Below are 19,631 nucleotides of genomic sequence, written 5' to 3'. Positions count from 1 at the left end.
CGGTTTTTTTGCTTAGGCTTTCGTTTTATACGATGTTATATGATCCTGCAGCGTGTCATCGCTGCCGAATAGGAAGTGTTTCTTCATATCTGGAGAATACGTGGAGTTTACAGCTGTGCGTCCGACAGTTTCGACTACTTCACGAAGCATAGCCGGAGACGCTCCACAGCAGAGTCCCAGGTAGTTCACACCTATACCGTGAGCTTCCTTAGCCCATTCCGCCAGTTCATAGCGGTTCGTATAGAGCGGGTCGAGAGATGTTGGGAACGTTGTTTCCGTTGGAAGCGTGCAGGCACAGCCACCGTCCGGCAGGTTGAAGAAAGTAGGATGCTCCTCCGTTGTCCGGTAAGGGATTGGAAGGGCCCCAACATAACCGTCCACGGTTTTACGGATTTTCTCAACGTACTGCTGCATCGTTGCCGGACCGCGGAAACAGTTCATTCCTACAACGAGCGCCCCTTTTTCTTCTAATAAGCGGCAGGCCTCTTCGACTTCATAGCCATCCCGCAAGACGTTCTCCCCCATCAGACCGAATGTGATGACAGCAGGGAGGTCCTGCTTTTGAATTTCTTCAAGAGCAATCAGAGCTTCTTCATAGTAGTAGAAGGTTTCACCATTCACGAAATCTACACCTTCCTCTTTACACCAGCCGATCATCTCTGCAAACATGCTCCTTGTTTTCTCAACAGCTTCAGGATCATCCGGATTGAACAGGTTGGTATTGGAAACGTTCCCAGCCACAAGAGCTTCTTCCTCTGGATGCTCTTGAGCCACCTCTTTAGCCAGACGAATTGCCTGACGGTTGAGCGGTTCCAGTAATTCTTCTTTTCCAATAATTCTCATTTTTTCGCGGTGACCGTTATACGTGAATGCTAACACAACGTCGGAGCCCGCAAGCATATAGTCTCGATAAGTCTGTTTGAGTGCCTCCGGGTTATCCAGCGCTACTTCCGGTACGAAGGATCCAGCTTGTAAATAGCCGCGGCGCTCCAATTCAAACAAGTAACCTTCTCCACAAATGACGGGTCCATCCTGTAACCTCTGCTCTAATGATCGTTTCATTTCACAACAACCTTTCCATTTGGTATTGAATAAATATATTAGAAAGCTCATCCTTCTAAAGGAATATGCTGACTCACAGATTCTGATGGAGCTCTTTTTAACAGAAGAAGTGGTGTATATTTCCATTAAAAAAAGACCTCCTTTGATAAGGGGCCTTCCATTTTTCTAGGACTCCTTATCTTCAAGGCAGTAAAGCTGCCTTCTGGATTTAGCACCGTGCCAATGGCTGGTTGCTGAGGTATCAAAGGGCCAGTCCCTACACCTCTCTGGATAAGTTCGTATGTAATTTTTAAAGCAGCTGATCCGTTTGATCAACGCTTATCCTTTCGCTTGCGTTATACATTACAGGAAAATATAGTGAGAATCAATAGAATTTTCGGAAAAAATCCACCGGTATTTAAAAAACGAAGAGAAGAAGGATGCGCCGTTACGACGATAATGGGAAAATGAACGTAGATTTATAGGTGGAGGGGGTCTCTTCATTATGAAACTTTATACAAGGCATTTCGTAGTCCATTATAGAAGGCTTGTGTTCTGTCTTAACCGGAATGGTTTTTCTGTCTTAGGGATTGTGCCGGGAAGTGCGTAAAAAATGGAGGGAACGTTTATGTCTATGCTTTAGATACCTTGGCAGACTGGAAACTTGGCTAAATAACCGCTGAGTTGAACTCGGGGCACTACTTTAAAAGAAGACGGGAAGATGTTTCACTTCAGGTGGCAGGGGCAGGAAAAGAAACAATTACGACAAAAGGAGGGATGAGGATTACACCTGATATAACAACGGATGAGATCCTCCTTTCCCCTTCGACCGTTTTGCTGCTGCCCGGAGCAGATACGTGGAACTGATGTATCCATCAACCCATCATACATAAAGCAGCAAAGCTTCTGGACTGTGGGACGACGTTTGCTGCCATTTGTGGGGCCACACCGATGCTTGCTGAAGCCGGTTTGTTGAACATTCGTTTCCATAACAGCAACAGTCTTGAATATCTTTATATGGTCCGTCCGAACTATGATGGGGAGGCGTATTACAAGGACATAAAGGCCGTAGCGGATCAGAACCTTATAACAGCCAGCTCTGCAGGAGCCCTTTTATTTGCGAATCTTATACTTAAGCACTTGGACGTTTTTTCGGAAAGAACCCTGGAAGCGTGGTATACGTACTTCAACACAGGTGATCCCCGGTACTTTTACATATTGATGGAAACCTTAGAGAAATAGATTCAATAGAAGATGAAAGTGATGTCTCAAGGTGGGAGAGGAGGAGAGCATGTACAAAGCAATCCATTTTCTATTCATCATTCTTATCTTTATTGTGTATCATGTCGTATCATTCGGAGATACTCCCGCTCCTTTTGGGGTAGGCGTCAAAGAGTTGGGAGATCAGACAACGAGGGTCGAAGAATATAATTGGAGAGGAAGCACCGTTCATCAAACTGTTATAAGCTGGAAGTCGCTGGAGGACAAGCCGGAAGAACTGACGTATCTCTGGGTGAATGAAAAACAATTAAGACAAATGTATGCGGCCTTCCTTTCTTATGTCCTGCTATTGTTCTATTTCCCTCTATCTAAACTTATAAGATTGAAATCCAGCATCAAAGAGAAGGATACGAGTCTGAATCCTTTTTGGAAGGGAGTTTTATTTATACTGGGTACAGGCGTCTACACAGCCGTATTGATCACCGGCATTGTGCAATACCAAGAGCTGTTGGATGAAACCACTCGCTTACTAGCTGAACTGGAGCCACTAATGCATCAGGATGAGTGAAGACATTTCAGATTACATCACGAAAAAAAAGGGAGCACGATAAAAGTGGCTCCCTTTTCTTTGTTCAATGAGAGGGTCGATCTATACGTTTACTCTGTCACCCTGGTGACCTTGCTGATCTGCATAGGTTCCTCCTGCAGCGGAAGGCCTTTTTCGACACTCCCTACATCACATAGTGGAATGAAACTGGTTGTCCCAGGTACAAGTAGATCATCGATTTCAAGAACATAGTCTTCCAGTCCTCGATACCTGCCGACAAAAATGCCTGCTCCTTCTTCTACGAAGAAAGTGATGCCAATCGTATCTCCGCAGCGGAAACGGCTGGAGATGACATTAGCTAGTCCAGTAACACAGCAGCTGCAGGTGATTACATCCACATCGGGATGAGAATCCTTTTTACACGGTTTATGATCCATACCATACACCTCCTGAATATCAAGATAGTACATTCTATGACAGGATATGAACTATGGTATAGATGAATATCACAGTCGCTGAAAAGATAGAGAAGCAGATGGGTTTTCTATTATTTTTACTAAGGCAGCCGGAATAATACAGACCGAATTATACATGTAGGTAAAGCATTCCCCATTCGATGATGAAACGTAAACCTCGTTCTTTGCTGAAGTTACCCATGGTCGAAGTTCATTTCGTTTTCAATTCGGCTTTTGTTGATGAATCGTATAAGGCCATAACCCCCTCAGAATCCACACCTCCAAAAAATCATCGATTTCGTTCAGGAACAGTGCCTGTCATCAGGTTCAGGAAAGAGGATGATTTCCATAGAGGGGATCGGTTGGGATCTAGGATAGGAGGTATAAGAAAGAAAGACTTTTCAAAGGAAATGATTGAAAAGTCTTTCTTTTTTCATAAGCGTTTAAAACTCTTTTTTCAGCGGGAATCGGGGGAAAAGGTTATTCATGAATTGAAGTTTAAAAACAGCGGGGTGATGGGATAATGAGTCCGGAACAAATAGGTTTTGCGCTATTATACATTGGTGTATTTCTTATCATCGGGAAGATTATCAGAGTAAAAGTGAAAATATTTCAGGATCTCTTTTTGCCGGCATCGATTATCGGCGGCTTTATAGCTTTATTATTAGGTCCGCAGGTGCTTGGGAAAATTGCAGCCCAATTTGTATCAGAAGGGCATTTCTTAACGAACGGCATTATGACAGATACGATTATCCAGGTTTGGTCAGCCCTTCCAGGGTTAATGATTAACGTAGTATTTGCTTCTCTCTTCTTGGGAGCGGCTATGCCTAAATTGAAAGACGTGTGGACCTACGGCGGCCCTCAGCTTGCCTTTGGCTGGGCCGTCGGGTGGGGACAGTATGTCATCGGCTTGTTAGTCGTACTGCTGATTTTAACACCCTTTTTCGATATTCCAGCGATGGCCGGTGCTCTTATTGAAGTGGCTTTTGAAGGAGGACACGGTACAGCGGCGGGAATGGCAAGTACATTTGAAGAGCTAGGTTTTTCAGAAGCCTTCGATTTAGCGATCGGCCTGGCCACTGTGGGTGTTTTATCAGGGGTCATCTTTGGTATTATCTTGATTAACTGGGCGGTCCGGAACAACAAGACCGAGGTCATCAAGGATGTTGATGGATTTTCTGAACTGCGGAAGAGTGGCATTATGGAATATCAGAATCGTGAACCTGCCGGGAAAATGACTCTCCGTCCTGAATCCATCGAGCCGTTATCCTTTCACCTCTCCATCATTATGATCGCCATTCTGATTGGCTGGGGTATTTTACAGGGACTGATCGGACTTGAAAGCATCACGATTGCCAATTGGACAGGATCAAGCTTCATGACATATATTCCATTGTTTCCGGTTGCTATGTTCGGCGGCATTATCATTCAGATTTTCTTTAACAAAAATGATAAATACAACTTGATTGATCGGAGAATGGTGAACCGCATCCAGGGGCTGGCTCTGGACTTGTTAATTATCTCAGCCATCGCAACGGTTTCCCTGGAAGTGATCGGGGACTATCTTGTGCCTTTCTTAATTTTGGCTGTGGCCGGGATTTCATGGAACCTCTTCAGCTTTATTTTCCTTGCTCCCAAGATCATTCCAAATTACTGGTTTGAACGAGGGATCGGAGATTTTGGTCAATCCATGGGGGTGACGGCCACGGGCCTTCTATTGATGCGCATCGTCGATCCGGACAACGAGTCCCCGGCATTTGAAGCTTTCGGCTATAAGCAGCTCGTTTATGAACCATTTTTAGGAGGTGGCCTCGTCACCGCACTTTCTGTCCCATTCATTGCCGGGGTCGGTCCGTGGGCCGGACTTATTCTCGCTTTATGCATGACGGCCCTGGGTATATTGGTCGGCATTTTCCATTTTGGGAAACAAAAAAATCAAGAGTAGACAAGGAAGCTGCTTAAACGCAGCTTCTTTTTTTCGTCAAGAACGTTTGGTTTGTTCTAAAATAAGGAATCATTTATTAAATTTTGAAACTGGATGCCCCTGGTGTTCGTAGAGTCAGGAAAGAACGAGAGGTGGGGGTTGTTTCATGATCAAAAAGGTTTCCATTGTCTTTGCTGTTCTTTTTTTTACTGCAGGATGCACATCTTCCCAGTCTTCTTTAGACCATGAAGAAAATACCACAACGAAAGATGATGTATCGAAAGTGCTCACGCAGCTGTTCACAGGACCGGGAGAAGAGGTTAAGGAGTTGTATGAAGAAGGCAGTTATGAAAAGGTTCATGCCTATTATACGGAGCAGTTCGCACCCTATTTAACGGAGGATTATATGGATCAGGCGATGAAGACGAATCTGCTTACAAGGTATCACCAACAAGCGTAAAGCAGTGAAGTGAAGATGGAAGTGGAAAATAAAGACATCCAGCAAAGCGACGTAGCAACAGATTATATTTTTGATTACCAGGTGAATGTAGATAATGGTGAAACGGCTGATGTTCGTGGGAGAGTAAACACAAATGAAGATGGGGAAATCACTCGGATCTATTTTACGGAGGGCCAGGCATTGAGGCATGCTTTTGATACCGTGGAAAAAACATCGGACGGATTATTTGAGTATGACCATTCAAGTCTGGAGACCCGTTCTTCTGATGAATCGTTTCAGCCCCAATTCCCTCAAGTGATGCCTTATGAGGTGCATGGTGTCGAAATAAAAGCTGGAACGAAGGAAGATAAAGATACTCTTTTAACGTTTATTTTTCATGGTGAGTCGGGAGAATCCATGACATTGACCACGATGAAAGAGGAAGACCTTTCATTGGAGGGCATGGAAACGGAAGAGATTGCTGTTGGTGATGGTACAGGAAAGTATGCCGTGGATAACAACGCAAAGTATTTGAAATGGACGGCAGAAGCTATTACCTATAAACTCGAAAGTCGTCTGGAGCAGTTATCTAAAGATACCCTCGTTTTAGTAGCGGAGTCTTTTGAATAAGTGGAAGCTCATGTCTATTTATGTGGAGGTTAAAGCGTTTTATAACCACAAGAGTCCGCTGTTCCCTTCCAAGCATAAAAAAGGTGGTGCTGAAAAAATGAACAAGGACATCATGCTATGCCCTGACTGTGGCCGTAAACTCAAAGCGGGATACATATTCTCTCCGCGGAAGATTTGCTGGTCAGAATCGCCTGATTCGATTGTTATGGATTTTGGCAGTGAGGTTCTGGTAGAAAGTGCGCTTCTTAAAGTAAGGAAGATTCCAGCTCATAGGTGTGAAGCCTGTCAAAAGGTGATATTCGGCTATGAGCAGTAGAAATGACGGAGATGAACGGATTTTAAAAAGGCATCCTGAGAAAGAGGTGTAAAGGAAACCGCACGGGATTCTCTAAGGAACCTTGGATCGGCGCAGTCTTTTTCTGACTGCTGGTTGGTCACCTTGATTGATTATCCTTCAAATTCGATAAACCATACGACATCCTTTGTCCCTTCTCCAACAAAATGGTTTAATGAAAGAAAGGAAAGGGTGGGAGAACTGTGAATATTCTCATAAGTGAAGTAATATGGCCGGAGGGCGTGGAGATTCTTGAGAATCAAGGCCACGAAGTAACATACGATAAAGAATGGTATAAGAACAGAAGAGGACTGCTGGAGCATCTTCGGGACGCTGATGCGTTGATTGTACGGAACCAGACCCAGGTGGATGAGGAGCTGTTGAGCTGTGCACCAAATCTTAAGGTCATCGGCCGGCTGGGCGTAGGTTTGGATAATATTGAACGGAACGAAGCGGAAAACCGGGGAATTTCTGTCATCTCAGCTAAAAACGCGAATGCCGTGTCTGTGGCGGAGTATGTGATGCAGGCGGTTCTCAGCGCCGGCCGCCCTCTGCATGAAGCCCATAAGAGTGTGACTGAAGGCAAGTGGGAAAGAAAGGTACATACCGGATTTGAAATAAGTGGAAAAACGCTCGGGTTCATTGGTCTGGGGGAGATTTCCCACAGGACAGCAAAACGGGCAAAGGCTTTCGGTATGAATGTGATCGGCTATGATCCTTTTCGTACTGAATATGATTATATGATTGACGAAACGGGCGTTGTGAAAAAAGAATGGGAAGACGTACTGAGGACGTCCGATTTTCTTTCCATTCACGTGCCATTCAATGCGGCTACGAAAAACCTTGTGGACAGAGAAGCCTTACGGATGATGAAACCTTCTGCCTGGGTCATCAATACCGCAAGGGGCGGCATTGTCGATGAGACTGCTCTGGCTGACACCTTACATGAAGGGCGTTTGGCAGGTGCTTTTCTCGATGTGCTGGAAAATGAACCTGTCCAACCTGAAAACCCTATCCTCCATGCACCGGGCGTCAGGCTGACCCCTCACATCGCCGGTTTAACAGAGGAATCGCAGAAGAGGATTTCTGTTATGATTGCGGCGGAAGTGAATCAGGAACTTCAAGGCATCCCTTCTTTGTGCCGTGTATAGTTTTTAAGCTGTATTGACCACTTCTCTATCCTTCTGCTATAGTTTTACTAGTTATGAAGGGGAGTAGCTTTAACAGTAAAGTCATCATGACAGAGTTTCCGCTCTCGGCTTTACTGGCGGCATACATGCTGCTGGCAGGACCTTTACCAATCAGGGTAAGGGTCTTTTTGTGTGCTTCTGTAAACGATACAGAAGCCTTCATCAGGAAGGGGAATAAAACATGGAATCTATTTGGATTGAATACGGGTGGACCCTGTTAATTTTAATCGGTCTTGAAGGTTTGTTATCTGCGGATAATGCTCTTGTTCTCGCCGTGATAGCTAAACATCTGCCGGAGGACCAGAAGAAACGGGCGATCAATTATGGAATTATCGGTGCTTTTGTTTTCCGTTTCAGTGCTTTATTTGCTATATCGTTCATCGCCAGTGTATGGCAGGTGCAGGCTCTTGGTGCCGCCTACCTGATCTACCTTGGTTTGAAAAATATATTATCGAGGGAGAGTGACGATGAAGAAACAGCACAGGAAGGAAAAGGAAAGGGGTTCTGGCCGACGGTTGTGAAAATCGGGTTTGCCGATTTGGTTTTCGCTATCGACTCCATCCTTGCTGCTGTGGCGCTGGCTCTTGCGCTTCCGGATTCACCGCTGCCAGTAATCGGAGGCATGGACGGTGGTCAATTCATCGTGGTTATAACAGCAGGTATTGCCGGTTTGGTCTTGATTAAATTCGCTGCTTCCTGGTTCGTGAAGCTTTTAGAAACACGTCCAAGTTTGGAGACGACGGCTTATCTAATTGTTGCCTGGGTCGGGGTGAAACTTGCTGTCATAACGTTATCCCATAAGGATGTCGGTATACTGGATGAACATTTCGCTCATGGTCTTGTGTGGACGGTGATCTTCTGGACCCTTTTACTTGGTATCGCTGTCGGTGGCTGGTTCCTGTCTGGTCGTCACCTGAACAGAGCCTACGAAAAAAATGCTTCTTAATGAAAATGGATCCCATAGAAGGGGTCCATTTTTTTGCATTATCGGACAATTCTTACTTGTTATAAACCTATTGCGGCCCTTTTTTTCAACTGGTATCATTTATCCTTTAGTTCGAAACGGTAGCACATGAAACAGTGGATGAAAAGGAAGAGGGGTTTCAACATGATAAATATCTTATGGGGGTTAGGCGGAGTGAGTGTCGTCTTCATTCTGGCCCTGCTATTTTCAACAAATAGAAAAGCGATTCGCTGGAGAACCGTAGGCGCAGGTCTTCTGCTGCAGGTTTCTTTTGCCTTCCTGGTTTTCGCAACCAGTGGAGGGCAGAAACTTCTCGGAGCCATGTCTTCCGGAGTAAGTAAGCTGATCGGATACACAGAGGAAGGAATCGGTTTCCTTTATGGACCGCTGATCAATCAGGATGGGATGGGCATGCTGTTCGCCTTTCAAGTCCTGCCGACAATCATATTCTTCAGTTCCTTGATTGCTGTATTGTATCACCTTGGTATTATGCAGATCGTCATAAAGTTGATCGGAGGATTCCTGTCTAAAGTTCTCGGCACGACGAAGGTGGAAAGCATCAATGCTGCAGGGAACATTTTTGTCGGACAGACAGAGGCGCCGTTATTGATCCGTCCATTTATATCCAAAATTTCCAAATCGGAATTGTTTGCTGTGATGACTGGTGGATTCACCTCTATAGCCGGGTCAACGCTTGTAGGATATACACTTCTCGGCATTAACGTAGAGTATCTGCTGGCCGCTTCTTTTATGGCTGCACCGGCGGCCCTTGTGATGGCTAAATTGTTTCTTCCAGAGACTGAGCCGCGTTCGGAAGAGTTCTCTGATATCAACCCGGAAGACAGCGATACGTCGAACGTATTTGATGCTGTGGCAAACGGAGCGGTGACCGGTTTACGGCTGGCCTTGAATATCGGAGCGATCCTGCTGTCGTTCATCGCCCTTCTGGCCCTGTTGAACGGGATGGTCAGCTGGATCGGTGGTTTGTTCGGCTTTACGATTACCATTCAGCAGCTGCTTGGATATGTGCTGGCTCCTCTGGCATTCGTGATTGGTGTCCCTTGGGAAGAGGCTGTTAGAGCAGCTGGATTTATTGGGGAGAAAATCATGGCCAATGAATTTGTTGCGTTTTCCAGTCTTGGCGAAGCTAAAAATGAATTAAGTGCGAAGGCAGAGATTGTGACGACCTTTGCATTAACGGGCTTTGGCAGCCTGTCTGGTATCGGCGTACAGATCGGCGCCCTTGGCGGCCTTGCTCCTGACAGGAGGAAAGACGTAGCCAACCTGGGTCTTAAAGCTGTCGCTGCCGCAACACTGGCCAACTTCCTGTCAGCCAGTATTGCTGGAATGTTTCTGTTATAAGACGAAAGCACCTGAGATGCTCAGGTGTTTTTTTGTGTGCTCTGTTCGAACATCCGTACGTTTATCTTTTTATGGAAAAGGCAAAGGAGGAAGGACTACAGATTACAATTGGAGGAGTATTCGTGAAGAGAAGTCTTTTAATTATTCTGGCTGCTATAGATATTCTATACATGCTTACCATCATTTTCAGATATGATTTCACCTTTGAAGGGGCAATTAATCTATTGTTCGGCTTTGCCTTCGCTGCAGGCATCGTTGTTTCTGCTCTCTTCATATTTCAGGCCCAGTATAAAAAAGGGTTTCATCCCATATTATCTATATTCGTACTGGCTATGAGTGCCGCGTCCTTAGCATGGCTCGCCTTTTTCAACTTTCTAGCAGACTTCATATCCTGAAGCATACCCGGGGGCACTCCCCGGGTATTTGGTATGGTACGATTGTTATCGCAAACTTTTCTGCCGGAAAAGATAAAACCTGCCCTCCCGGGTAGACTGGATGTACAAAGAGTTCTGCTTCATAAAATTGCAGAATACTTGGAATGATTTAAAAATCAGGGTTGTTTTCGCTATAATAGAACCATAGACAAGAGAGGGTGTTGGTATGAATCCATTGGAAACACGAATGAAATTTCGAAATCAGGAGTTGACTGGAACAACTTCCGGCTTGTGTGAACAGTATATACAAACCAATCTGGTAACGCTTCCGAAAGCCTACGCTTTCGATTTTCTTTTATTCTGTATGAGAAACCCAAAACCATGTCCGGTTGTGGAAGTTATGGAAGCGGGGGTGACGAAGCCGGCTTCCGCAGATGCGGATATCCGCACCGATCTCCCGCGCTATCGGATTTATAGAAACGGTTTCTTTTCAGAGGAAGTCCTGGATTTGAACGAAGTCTGGCAGGATGATTTTGTTACTTTTCTCATTGGATGTTCCTTTACCTTTGAACAAGCCCTTCTTGACGGGGGGATTCCTCTGCTCCATCAAGACCAGAACAAAGTCGTCCCAATGTTTGATACGAATATACCCCTTAAAGAAGCAGGCATCTTCAAAGGAAATATGGTTGTAAGTATGCGTGCCGTTCCGAATCATTTAGTCGATCAGGCTTTGGAAATCTCCCAGCAATTTGAATCTTCCCATGGTGAGCCGGTCCATATCGGTTCTCCGGAGCAGATCGGAATCGACGACATTCAACAACCGGATTATGGTGAAGCTGTTACCTTCGACAGGGATGAAATGACACCGGTATTCTGGGCATGCGGCGTAACTCCGCAGAATGCCGCCCTTCAGGCACAGCCTTCGATTATGATAACCCATGCGCCCGGACACATGCTTATTACAGACGAAAAAGATCCAAATTATTCCTGATGTGGGAAGGGGAGGTGTGTACCATGGGAAGGAAAGTGATTCTCGACTGTGACCCCGGCCATGATGATGCCATATCGATTATTTTAGCAGCTTCTCAAATAAGTCCGCTTCAAATCGAAGCGATAACGACCGTGGCCGGAAATGTAGAAGTGGAGAAATGTACATCCAATGCTTTACATGTTTGTGGAATGATAGGACTGGACGTTCCAGTGGCTGAGGGAGCGGCAAAACCTTTAACAGGCGGTCCGGTGACAGCAGGAGATTTTCATGGGAAATCGGGGCTTGACGGTCCCGAACTTCCAACCGTTCCGACAAAAGAGCCGGTTGAACAGCATGCGGTGGACTTGATTATTGAAAAAGCTCTTCAATCAGAACAGAAAATCACGCTCGTCCCGACAGGTCCTTTGACAAATATTGCCTCAGCTCTCATCAAGGAGCCCGGGATTAAGAACAATATTGAGGAAATCGTCTTGATGGGCGGGGGAACGTTTGGGAACTGGACGCCAGCGGCCGAATTTAATATATGGGTGGATGCAGAAGCGGCTGAGCACGTATTCAAAAGCGGCATTCCGATTACGATGTTTGGTCTTGATGTGACACATCAAGCACTCGCCGACCGGGAAATAATGGACAGGGTTGCAGCTGTCGATCACCCCGCTGCCCAATTTGTTTTTGAGCTTCTGGAATTCTTTTCGAAAACGTATAAAGATGTCTTTAACTTTGAAGCCGGACCCATTCATGACGCGTGTACAGCTATGTACCTTATAGAACCAGACATCTTCGAATGCAGGCATGTGCATGTGGACGTGGAGACAAGAGGAGAATATACTACGGGTATGACAAGTGTCGATCTCCTTGGTGTAACGAAAAAAGAACCGAATGTCCATTTTGCTGTTCATTTGGACAAGGAAAAGTTCTGGAATGTTTTTGAAAAAGCTTTGCGCTCCTACATCGACTAACCGCTATATTTTTATAAGTGCATTGAATATTCTGATAAATAACCTTATCCTTGAGATAAGGTTATTTTTTGGCCTTAACATACTGACTGGTAGGTATAATAAAGGAGGAGGAGTCCATGCAGTACGTTGAAACGGTAACAGGACCGATCAAGGCGGACAAGCTTGGCAAAACATTGATTCATGAACACTTTTTCTTTGGGTATCCTGGTTTCCAAGGGGACCTGACCCTTGGAGGGTTTGATTTTGAAGAGAAAAAACAACAGGGCCTTAAAGTGGCCGAATTGATGCAGACGCAGGGGGTTGAAACGGTCGTCGATCCTACTCCGAATGAATGCGGACGTCATGTAGAACTGCTCAGAGCCGTTTCTGAAGCGAGCGGCCTGAACATTATTTGTGCCACCGGTTATTACTATGAAGGGGAAGGGGCCACCCCTTACTTTAAGTTCCGTCAGCAGCTTGGAACAGCTGAAGAGGAAATCTATCAATTATTCAAAGCAGAAATAACCGGAGGGATAGAAGGAACCGGTATTAAACCGGGCATCATCAAGCTGGCTTCGAGCAAAGGGGAAATTACGGAGTATGAGCGCATGTTTTTCCGGGCAGCGGTACGAGTGCAGAAAGAAACAGGCATCGTTCTTTTAACCCATACGCAGGAGGGAACCATGGGACCGGAACAGGCAGCTTTCCTAAAGGAAGAAGGAGCTGATCCTAAAAAGGTTGTGATCGGCCACATGTGTGGAACGACAGATATTACGGAACATCTGCAGGTGCTGAAGCACGGAGTCTATCTTGCGATGGATCGCTGGGGCCTTCAGGGAATAGTCGGCGCCCCTTCGGATGAGCAGCGGACAATTGTTTTAAAGGCTCTTCTTGGATCAGGGTATGAAGACCAGCTGTTTCTTTCCCATGATACGGTCAACGTCTGGTGGGGCCGGGACCCGGTTATGCCTGACCCCCTGAAGGAACTCCTGAAAAACTGGAAGCCGGACTATTTATTCCAGCATATTCTTCCTGGTCTACTGGAGGAGGGAGCCGTAACCAGCGGGCAGCTGGAGCAGATCTTTTCCAGAAATCCCGCCAGGCTTTTTGGACAAACCTATGAACCTCAGCCGGAACAAAGGCAGTCACAGGCAGAATGGATGTAAAAGAAGGAAGGATTATGGACCTGACACAGTCAGGTCTTTTATTTATTTGGCTCTGTTATTGTTTGGTGTTGTTATTTAACATGTGAGCTCAGATCACCCCTTTCTGTCATGGGATTGTAGGAGGCGGCCTTGGGAATGACTCCCTTTCCACGGGGTACCGTGAGCCTCCTCAAACTTCGTTTCCCGCGGAAAGCGGACGGTTTTCCCTGCCATCCCATGCTCTGAGTAAACAACGGACCGGAACCTGATTCCAGACGGAAACGATTTAGTAATCGTTTAAAATATCAACCACAGGCTTTAACAGAGCTATTTATTTAATGAAGGAACCGCTTTCGTAAAGCTGTTTTCAATCAAGAGCAGTGAATCATACAGAAAAGCATAGACTTTTCAAAGGAACAGGGATAAAATCGAAGTTTAACAAACAGGTGATTGAGGGATATATAGCAGGGATTATTTACAGATAGAGAGAAAGAGGAAGGTGTTTGAACAATGTTACAAAACCCAACAGGGAAAGAAAGAATCGGATTAGCGTTTCTGCTTGGAATGCTCGGGATTCTGGGTCCGCTGAATATTGATATGTATCTGCCGAGTTTTCCGGCTATCGCGTCTGATCTAAATACAAGTGCTTCATTGGTGCAGCTCAGCTTGACCGCCTGTCTTATAGGTCTGGCTGTTGGACAGATCGTCGTAGGTCCAATCAGTGATGCGCAGGGCAGAAAAAAGCCATTAACCATTTTTCTGGCTTTATTCTCTGTTGCTTCACTTTTGAGTGCACTGGCACCGAACATTACCATTCTTGTTATAGCAAGGTTTCTGCAGGGTTTTACTGCTTCGGCAGGAATCGTTCTCTCACGTGCGGTTGTGCGTGATGTGTTTACAGGACGCGAATTGACGAAGTTTTTTGCATTATTGATGGTTATTAATGCGACCGCTCCAATGATTGCTCCGATGACAGGAGGGGCGATTCTGCTGCTGCCATTTTCAACATGGGAAACGATTTTCTTTTTCTTAAGTATTGTCGGAGCGGCTATCGTTTTGACGGTCATTGGGAAAATGCCGGAAACTCTTCCAAAGGAGAAAAGGATTCCAAGCTCTGTCAAAGAATCTATTTTGACGATTGGACGCCTGCTTAAAGATCGTTCCTTCATTGGGTATGCGTTGACCATCGGCTTTGTCCATGGGGGAAGCTTCGCTTATGTATCCGGAACACCGTTCGTTTATCAAGGCATTTATAACGTATCTCCCCAAGTCTTCAGTATCTTGTTCGGAATGAATGGACTTGCCATCATCACAGGGAGCTTTTTGATCGGTCGTCTCGGAGGAATCATCCATGAGCGCAGCCTGCTGCGTACGGCTGTTCTGACAGCTGTAACCGCCACAGGGTTTCTACTGGTAATGACTTGGATAGAAGGGCCTTTGTATTCCATCGTTACTCCTATTTTCATTTATATGACAGCGATGGGAATGGTGCTGACGAGTACATTCACTCTTGCCATGGAACATCAGGGCCACCGCGCGGGAAGCGCCAGTGCAGTTCTCGGTATGCTTCCGCTGTTGTTTGGAGCCGTGGTTTCACCGCTGGTCGGTTTGGATGAAACGTCTGCTGTACCTATGGGACTGATTTTATTCAGCACATCCTTTATAGGAGCGGTACTCTTCTTTACACTCACCAGTAAAAATCAGCATGCGTCTGCTTAAACGGCGAACCACCTCTTGGATGAGTTTTCTTAATCACCATATGATGAATGCTGGTATGGAAAGAAAGCTTTGGGGAACAATAAGTGTCGGATCTTTGTCCACTTCACGAGCGGATGATTTCTCTACTGACATGAGTTTTTGTAAAATGAAAAGGCAGTAAGTCACCAGCCTGACCGGGCTGTAAAAAAAGGAGAATAACTATGATAACGATTCATGCATTTCTAACAGCGAAAGAAGGACGGGAGGAGGAACTGTTCAATGAATTGAAAAAAGTGATCGAGCCTTCCCGTAACGAAGCGGGTTGTGTCGATTACGTCCTTCACCGTTCTCTTGATGATGCTTCTGTATTCGCTTTTTATGAAACATGGAAGGACCAGGAGGCGCTGCAGATGCATATCGATTCTGACCATTATCAGGCCTATCGTGAAGCGACCAAAGACCTGACCTCCTCACGTGAAGTTCATAAATTAGAAAAAGTTCAGTGAAACCGCCGTCTCCCGGCGGTTTTTTTATGGGCGGTTTCCTCCATAAGTGTAGAAGGAAAAAGAGAGATCAACAAAAAACGGTCAAGGTTACAGCAATGATACAGGCGGGATCATCGTATTCTGCTGTGAATAATCTAATCGATTCTACCTATCAAATAATTCAACGGCTTATGTTAAGATATAGGAAGTTTTCTATCAGGTAGGAAACTGAATCTACTACATAGGAAGTGACTGCATGAGAAAGATTACAGTGATACTATTTGTGTTGATTCTGGGAGTTATCGCAGCCGCATGCTCAGAAGAATCGTCTTCGGATCAACAGGACAATAAAACAGAAACGGAAGAAGAAACGAAGGAAAACGAAGGGACAGAATCGGCTTCATCAGATACTCAGCACACGGAACAACCATTTAAAGCCGTAGAGCCGGATGATTCAGCAGCTCCTTTAAAAGAAGGATTAACCGAAGAAGAATTAAACAACATGCCGTCTGCAGAGGCGCATGGGGGTGACCGGACCCGGATGGTGCCGGTGGGAGAAACACTTGTGAAAGGGGCTGAAGATGAAAGTTCAGGCCCTTTGAAGGATCATAGAATCGTTGCTTATTATGGGCACCCGGATTCTGAAAATATGGGGATCCTTGGGGAAATGGAACCCGACGCACTCATGGAAAAACTAAAGGAACAGACACAAGCCTATTCCAACGCTGATCCTGAACGACCGGCTGTTCCGATGATTGAGTTGATCAGTACGGTCGCGCAGCGCACGCCTGGTCCGGAAGGTAAATATTATCACCGCACCTCGCCTGAAGATATCGACCGTTACGCGGAACTCGCTGAGGAGAATGATGCTTTGTTGATGCTTGATGTTCAGCTGGGGACCGATTCTGTGATGAATCAGGTCAAGCTGTTGGAAAAATGGTTGAAACTCCCGCATGTCCATCTTGCCATCGATACGGAATTTCACGTGGCTGAAGGCGAAACGCCGGGAGTGAATCTAGGTCAGGTAGATGGAGCAGAAGTACAGCAGGCAGTGGATTATTTATCAACGATGGTGGAGGAAAACGACCTGCCGGATAAAATGATTCTCGTCCACCAATTCATGGATGAAGCGCTGACAAACAAGGAAGCCATCACACCGACAGATAACGTTGAAGTTGTCCTCAACTATGATGGGTGGGGGGATTCAGCGACTAAAATGTCTCTTTACCGCAAATTCGTCCGTAATGAAGCTGTCCAGTACGGAGGATTTAAAATCTTTTACAAAAAGGACGAACCGGTGATGAGTGCCGAAGATGTGCTGAGGCTGGATCCAAACCCTGCGGTTATTAATTACCAATAAATGATATGTAATAGACGGAGGAGGGATATGTCATCAGTCTTATAGTTGTTGTAGTCATTATTATATCGCTCTGGTCCATCACGAATACGATAGAAAAGAACACACGGAAAATCACTACTAAGATGGACGAGCAGAACAAATATTTAAAGCATATCCACGAGGCTGTGGAAAAAGGAAAACAATAGCGGTTCTTTTTTCAAGAGATGCAGAAATGCATCTCTTGTTTTCGTTTCATTTCAAATCCTTCCTCCAATAGATGGGTGCATGGACTGGGAATCATTTAAAGATGTAGGACAACAGAGGGAATTTATTTTTATGCGTACAGTAGGGTGAAAAGATTGGTTCTTCTATGAAAAGCGAACTATAGGAAAGGAAGAGGCTGAGAAGAAACGGTGCCATACGTTAACGCTGTGTAAATGGGCATTTATGGAATTTCAGAAAGCGTCGCATCCGGTGATGTGTACGAGATAGATGTAGAAACAGATGAAGATATTCCAAATACAGAACGATAACGGACAACGGTTTTTCATTACAACCGTCAACCCTGTCATCCAAGAGCATGGGAGGGCAGGTTTTTAATGTTTACTCGTGCTAAGGTAAAAGAGAAGGAAAGGAGAGGAGAGATGTGAAGGGCATTGAAACAATGCAGAAAGCACTTCAATATTTAGAAAGCCATTTGAAAGAGGATTTTTCGATGAAGGAAGCGGCCAGGGAGGCCTGTCTTTCTCCGTTTTAATTCCAAAGAACTTTTCATCTTTTAACAGGTACAACGGTAATGGAATACATCAGAAGAAGAAGGTTGACACTTGCAGCCCTGGAGTTGAAGCAGGGGAACACCAGAGTCATAGATGCTGCGTATCGATATGGCTATGAATCCCCGGAATTTTTTGCACGGGCCTTCCGAAAACAGCATGGATGCCCGCCGAGAGAGATAAGGCTTCCTGAAAGGAAGGTGACTGTTTTTTATCCCCTCGTCATTCAAGTAACTATCAAAGGAGCTGAGCCGATGAAGTTTCATATTGAGGAAAAGGAAGGGTTTAAGGCTGTTGGAGTGAAAAGGGAAATATCCTGTCTGCACGGGGAAAACCTAAAGAAAATCCCTGAGATGTGGGTGGAATTAAATACGGATGGCACGGTTGAGGAAATCGCAGCAGTGAATAACGGACCGGTCAGAGGGATTTTGGGGATCTGTGAAGATCGGTCGGATGAAAAAGAAGGTGTCATTGATTACTCGATTGCTGCAGCCAGTGTGAACGAAGTTCCTGCCTCTATGACCTCCATCTCCATTCCAAAAGCTGTCTGGGCTGTATTTGAAGTGAAGGGTCCAATGCCTCAGGCGATGCAGGAGAAGTGGGAACAAATTTATTCCGAATGGTTTCCTTCAAGCAGCTACACACAGTCCCCCGGTCCTGAACTCGAAGTCTATCCTGAAGGAGATCCTTATAGGAACGATTACTTTTCTGAGATTTGGATCCCCGTGCAGAAGTGATGGTTGTAAGCACAATTCATTCCCGAATTGTGCTTTTTTTTGTTGGGAAAAGGATTTTTCTGTTCCCAGGGAGAAGTAAAGGGTAAAGGAAGAGTATGGATATTGAGAGGAGCAGACGAATGAAAACAGCAACGAATTTCTTTATGCGGGAGATTACATCAGAGGACTGGGAAGCGGTCCACAGCTATGCGTCCATTTCTGACGTCTGTCGTTTTCAGGCATGGGGACCGAATTCAGAGAGAGAAACGAAACTTTACATAGAGCAGGTCCTTTCCGATACGAGCGTGGAGGACCCGACCAGGTATGTTTGGGGGCTGGCGGATATTGAAGAAGGTCATTTGATCGGAGCTGCTGAAATGAATATTCTGGATAAGGAAAATGAAATCGGCCGGATCTCTTATGTGATCCACCCGGGGTACTGGGGACGCGGCATCGCTACACAGGCGGCGGAGCAGATGATTTCCTACGGATTCCAAAACTTGACCCTGCATAGAATTGAGGCTGTCTGTGATCCACGCAACGCCGCAGCCATCCGTGTTTTGGAAAAGAACGGAATGGAGAAGGAAGGACGGATGAGAGGGCATTTGAAACTCGATCAAGGCTGGCGGGATTCCTACTTGTACAGCATCCTTGTGACGGATGCTCTTTATCGTTGAAAGGCAGACCGAAACAGAGGAGGAAGTAATATGACCACTCCGGTCAAAAATGAAATCGGGACCGTTTTTATCCCTGTCCGGGATATAGAAAAATCCCGTGACTGGTATTGCTGCCTATTAGGTGTACCCAATGACGGTGAAATCGTCCATGACCACTTGTACATCCTGCCTATGAAGGGGACTGGAGCGGTTTTGGACAGCCGGATATATGAACCCGGCAGAACATTTGATATTCCGGTTTTTCATTTGAATACGACAGATATAGAAGCTGCTTATGATTACATGATGTCTCAGAACATCAATGTTGTGACAGAAATCCAGCGCCACTATTTTAATTTCAAAGATCCGGATGGCAATCTGCTGATGATCTGTCAATGTTGATATTGGA

The 19,631-nt window shown here is 45.5% G+C and carries 22 protein-coding genes, 1 pseudogene and 1 riboswitch; of the genes and pseudogenes, 21 read left to right on the top strand and 2 right to left on the bottom strand.

Annotated elements, in window-relative coordinates; genetic code table 11:
• Nucleotides 1-12: 12 nt before the first annotated feature.
• Nucleotides 13-1,062, bottom strand: coding sequence for a homocysteine S-methyltransferase family protein (locus ACXAD6_RS10725; RefSeq protein WP_474968865.1), 1,050 nt, complete (start codon nucleotides 1,060-1,062; stop codon nucleotides 13-15).
• 172 nt (nucleotides 1,063-1,234) lie between these two features.
• Nucleotides 1,235-1,339: riboswitch (SAM riboswitch) on the bottom strand.
• Nucleotides 1,340-1,911: 572 nt separating this feature from the next.
• Here ACXAD6_RS10725 and ACXAD6_RS10720 point away from each other — a divergent pair.
• Both ACXAD6_RS10720 and ACXAD6_RS10715 read left to right on the top strand, forming a co-directional pair.
• The gene (locus tag ACXAD6_RS10720) at nucleotides 1,912-2,283 is read left to right on the top strand and encodes a DJ-1/PfpI family protein (protein WP_474970411.1); all 372 of its coding nucleotides are present in this window, start codon (nucleotides 1,912-1,914) and stop codon (nucleotides 2,281-2,283) included.
• Nucleotides 2,284-2,332: 49 nt separating this feature from the next.
• A complete protein-coding gene (locus ACXAD6_RS10715) occupies nucleotides 2,333-2,830 on the top strand; it encodes a hypothetical protein (RefSeq protein ID WP_474968864.1) in 498 nt (165 codons plus the stop codon).
• An 89-nt stretch (nucleotides 2,831-2,919) separates the two neighbouring features.
• Here ACXAD6_RS10715 and ACXAD6_RS10710 read toward each other — a convergent pair whose 3' ends face one another.
• Entirely contained in the window at nucleotides 2,920-3,246 is a 327-nt protein-coding gene (locus tag ACXAD6_RS10710) for a hypothetical protein (RefSeq protein ID WP_474968863.1), read from the bottom strand.
• Nucleotides 3,247-3,425: 179 nt separating this feature from the next.
• Between ACXAD6_RS10710 and ACXAD6_RS10705 the strand changes: the two genes are divergently transcribed.
• The 19 genes and pseudogenes from ACXAD6_RS10705 (at nucleotide 3,426) to ACXAD6_RS10615 (ending at nucleotide 19,624) form a co-directional block, all read left to right on the top strand.
• The gene (locus tag ACXAD6_RS10705; protein ID WP_474968862.1) at nucleotides 3,426-3,788 is read left to right on the top strand and encodes a hypothetical protein; all 363 of its coding nucleotides are present in this window, start codon (nucleotides 3,426-3,428) and stop codon (nucleotides 3,786-3,788) included.
• A complete protein-coding gene (locus ACXAD6_RS10700; RefSeq protein ID WP_474968861.1) occupies nucleotides 3,788-5,209 on the top strand; it encodes a sodium/glutamate symporter in 1,422 nt (473 codons plus the stop codon). Before ACXAD6_RS10705 ends, ACXAD6_RS10700 begins: the two co-directional genes overlap by 1 nt.
• A gap of 145 nt (nucleotides 5,210-5,354) precedes the next feature.
• Entirely contained in the window at nucleotides 5,355-5,648 is a 294-nt protein-coding gene (locus ACXAD6_RS10695) for a hypothetical protein (protein ID WP_474968860.1), read from the top strand.
• A 15-nt stretch (nucleotides 5,649-5,663) separates the two neighbouring features.
• Nucleotides 5,664-6,257, top strand: a complete 594-nt coding sequence (locus tag ACXAD6_RS10690; RefSeq protein ID WP_474968859.1) for a DUF4367 domain-containing protein — start codon at nucleotides 5,664-5,666, stop codon at nucleotides 6,255-6,257.
• A gap of 10 nt (nucleotides 6,258-6,267) precedes the next feature.
• Nucleotides 6,268-6,573: a PF20097 family protein gene (locus ACXAD6_RS10685; RefSeq protein WP_474968858.1), complete on the top strand. Its 306-nt coding sequence runs from the start codon at nucleotides 6,268-6,270 to the stop codon at nucleotides 6,571-6,573.
• A gap of 221 nt (nucleotides 6,574-6,794) precedes the next feature.
• The gene (locus ACXAD6_RS10680; RefSeq protein WP_474968857.1) at nucleotides 6,795-7,742 is read left to right on the top strand and encodes a hydroxyacid dehydrogenase; all 948 of its coding nucleotides are present in this window, start codon (nucleotides 6,795-6,797) and stop codon (nucleotides 7,740-7,742) included.
• Nucleotides 7,743-7,962: 220 nt separating this feature from the next.
• Nucleotides 7,963-8,727 carry a TerC family protein gene (locus tag ACXAD6_RS10675; RefSeq protein ID WP_474968856.1) on the top strand — a complete coding sequence of 255 codons (765 nt, stop codon included), beginning with the start codon at nucleotides 7,963-7,965 and terminating at the stop codon, nucleotides 8,725-8,727.
• 165 nt (nucleotides 8,728-8,892) lie between these two features.
• Nucleotides 8,893-10,107 carry a NupC/NupG family nucleoside CNT transporter gene (locus ACXAD6_RS10670; RefSeq protein WP_474970410.1) on the top strand — a complete coding sequence of 405 codons (1,215 nt, stop codon included), beginning with the start codon at nucleotides 8,893-8,895 and terminating at the stop codon, nucleotides 10,105-10,107.
• Between the two features lie 71 nt (nucleotides 10,108-10,178).
• The gene (locus ACXAD6_RS10665) at nucleotides 10,179-10,502 is read left to right on the top strand and encodes a hypothetical protein (protein WP_474968855.1); all 324 of its coding nucleotides are present in this window, start codon (nucleotides 10,179-10,181) and stop codon (nucleotides 10,500-10,502) included.
• Between the two features lie 205 nt (nucleotides 10,503-10,707).
• Nucleotides 10,708-11,472 (top strand): putative hydro-lyase, encoded by a 765-nt coding sequence (locus ACXAD6_RS10660; RefSeq protein ID WP_474968854.1) that lies wholly within the window; start codon nucleotides 10,708-10,710, stop codon nucleotides 11,470-11,472.
• Nucleotides 11,473-11,495: 23 nt separating this feature from the next.
• Nucleotides 11,496-12,431 carry a nucleoside hydrolase gene (locus ACXAD6_RS10655; RefSeq protein WP_474968853.1) on the top strand — a complete coding sequence of 312 codons (936 nt, stop codon included), beginning with the start codon at nucleotides 11,496-11,498 and terminating at the stop codon, nucleotides 12,429-12,431.
• Between the two features lie 116 nt (nucleotides 12,432-12,547).
• Entirely contained in the window at nucleotides 12,548-13,576 is a 1,029-nt protein-coding gene (locus tag ACXAD6_RS10650; RefSeq protein ID WP_474968852.1) for a phosphotriesterase family protein, read from the top strand.
• 489 nt (nucleotides 13,577-14,065) lie between these two features.
• A complete protein-coding gene (locus ACXAD6_RS10645; protein WP_474968851.1) occupies nucleotides 14,066-15,274 on the top strand; it encodes a Bcr/CflA family efflux MFS transporter in 1,209 nt (402 codons plus the stop codon).
• Between the two features lie 200 nt (nucleotides 15,275-15,474).
• Complete coding sequence (locus ACXAD6_RS10640) at nucleotides 15,475-15,759, top strand: putative quinol monooxygenase (protein ID WP_474968850.1); 285 nt, start codon at nucleotides 15,475-15,477, stop codon at nucleotides 15,757-15,759.
• Nucleotides 15,760-15,994: 235 nt separating this feature from the next.
• The gene (locus ACXAD6_RS10635) at nucleotides 15,995-17,098 is read left to right on the top strand and encodes a hypothetical protein (RefSeq protein ID WP_474968849.1); all 1,104 of its coding nucleotides are present in this window, start codon (nucleotides 15,995-15,997) and stop codon (nucleotides 17,096-17,098) included.
• A 748-nt stretch (nucleotides 17,099-17,846) separates the two neighbouring features.
• Nucleotides 17,847-18,023: pseudogene (locus ACXAD6_RS10630) on the top strand (helix-turn-helix transcriptional regulator); the annotation flags it as partial.
• A gap of 81 nt (nucleotides 18,024-18,104) precedes the next feature.
• A complete protein-coding gene (locus ACXAD6_RS10625; RefSeq protein WP_474970409.1) occupies nucleotides 18,105-18,587 on the top strand; it encodes a GyrI-like domain-containing protein in 483 nt (160 codons plus the stop codon).
• Between the two features lie 119 nt (nucleotides 18,588-18,706).
• Entirely contained in the window at nucleotides 18,707-19,243 is a 537-nt protein-coding gene (locus tag ACXAD6_RS10620; RefSeq protein ID WP_027954602.1) for a GNAT family N-acetyltransferase, read from the top strand.
• Nucleotides 19,244-19,273: 30 nt separating this feature from the next.
• Nucleotides 19,274-19,624 (top strand): VOC family protein, encoded by a 351-nt coding sequence (locus tag ACXAD6_RS10615; protein ID WP_474968848.1) that lies wholly within the window; start codon nucleotides 19,274-19,276, stop codon nucleotides 19,622-19,624.
• Nucleotides 19,625-19,631 lie beyond the last annotated feature (7 nt).

The organism is Halobacillus sp. ABH2_015 (genome assembly GCF_056158945.1).
The sequence above is the reverse complement of the archived record's forward strand: the minus strand, read 5'-3'. Positions and strand labels throughout refer to the sequence as shown.

Excerpts from the sequence above, each read along its gene's own strand:
- ACXAD6_RS10725 (WP_474968865.1), bottom strand. The coding sequence starts at position 1,062 with ATGAAACGATCATTAGAGCAGAGGTTACAGGATGGACCCGTCATTTGT.
- ACXAD6_RS10715 (WP_474968864.1), top strand. The coding sequence starts at position 2,333 with ATGTACAAAGCAATCCATTTTCTATTCATCATTCTTATCTTTATTGTG.
- ACXAD6_RS10710 (WP_474968863.1), bottom strand. The coding sequence starts at position 3,246 with ATGGATCATAAACCGTGTAAAAAGGATTCTCATCCCGATGTGGATGTA.
- ACXAD6_RS10705 (WP_474968862.1), top strand. The coding sequence starts at position 3,426 with ATGATGAAACGTAAACCTCGTTCTTTGCTGAAGTTACCCATGGTCGAA.
- ACXAD6_RS10700 (WP_474968861.1), top strand. The coding sequence starts at position 3,788 with ATGAGTCCGGAACAAATAGGTTTTGCGCTATTATACATTGGTGTATTT.
- ACXAD6_RS10695 (WP_474968860.1), top strand. The coding sequence starts at position 5,355 with ATGATCAAAAAGGTTTCCATTGTCTTTGCTGTTCTTTTTTTTACTGCA.
- ACXAD6_RS10690 (WP_474968859.1), top strand. The coding sequence starts at position 5,664 with ATGGAAGTGGAAAATAAAGACATCCAGCAAAGCGACGTAGCAACAGAT.
- ACXAD6_RS10685 (WP_474968858.1), top strand. The coding sequence starts at position 6,268 with ATGTCTATTTATGTGGAGGTTAAAGCGTTTTATAACCACAAGAGTCCG.
- ACXAD6_RS10675 (WP_474968856.1), top strand. The coding sequence starts at position 7,963 with ATGGAATCTATTTGGATTGAATACGGGTGGACCCTGTTAATTTTAATC.
- ACXAD6_RS10665 (WP_474968855.1), top strand. The coding sequence starts at position 10,179 with ATGGAAAAGGCAAAGGAGGAAGGACTACAGATTACAATTGGAGGAGTA.
- ACXAD6_RS10660 (WP_474968854.1), top strand. The coding sequence starts at position 10,708 with ATGAATCCATTGGAAACACGAATGAAATTTCGAAATCAGGAGTTGACT.
- ACXAD6_RS10655 (WP_474968853.1), top strand. The coding sequence starts at position 11,496 with ATGGGAAGGAAAGTGATTCTCGACTGTGACCCCGGCCATGATGATGCC.
- ACXAD6_RS10650 (WP_474968852.1), top strand. The coding sequence starts at position 12,548 with ATGCAGTACGTTGAAACGGTAACAGGACCGATCAAGGCGGACAAGCTT.
- ACXAD6_RS10645 (WP_474968851.1), top strand. The coding sequence starts at position 14,066 with ATGTTACAAAACCCAACAGGGAAAGAAAGAATCGGATTAGCGTTTCTG.
- ACXAD6_RS10640 (WP_474968850.1), top strand. The coding sequence starts at position 15,475 with ATGATAACGATTCATGCATTTCTAACAGCGAAAGAAGGACGGGAGGAG.
- ACXAD6_RS10635 (WP_474968849.1), top strand. The coding sequence starts at position 15,995 with ATGAGAAAGATTACAGTGATACTATTTGTGTTGATTCTGGGAGTTATC.
- ACXAD6_RS10625 (WP_474970409.1), top strand. The coding sequence starts at position 18,105 with ATGAAGTTTCATATTGAGGAAAAGGAAGGGTTTAAGGCTGTTGGAGTG.
- ACXAD6_RS10620 (WP_027954602.1), top strand. The coding sequence starts at position 18,707 with ATGAAAACAGCAACGAATTTCTTTATGCGGGAGATTACATCAGAGGAC.
- ACXAD6_RS10615 (WP_474968848.1), top strand. The coding sequence starts at position 19,274 with ATGACCACTCCGGTCAAAAATGAAATCGGGACCGTTTTTATCCCTGTC.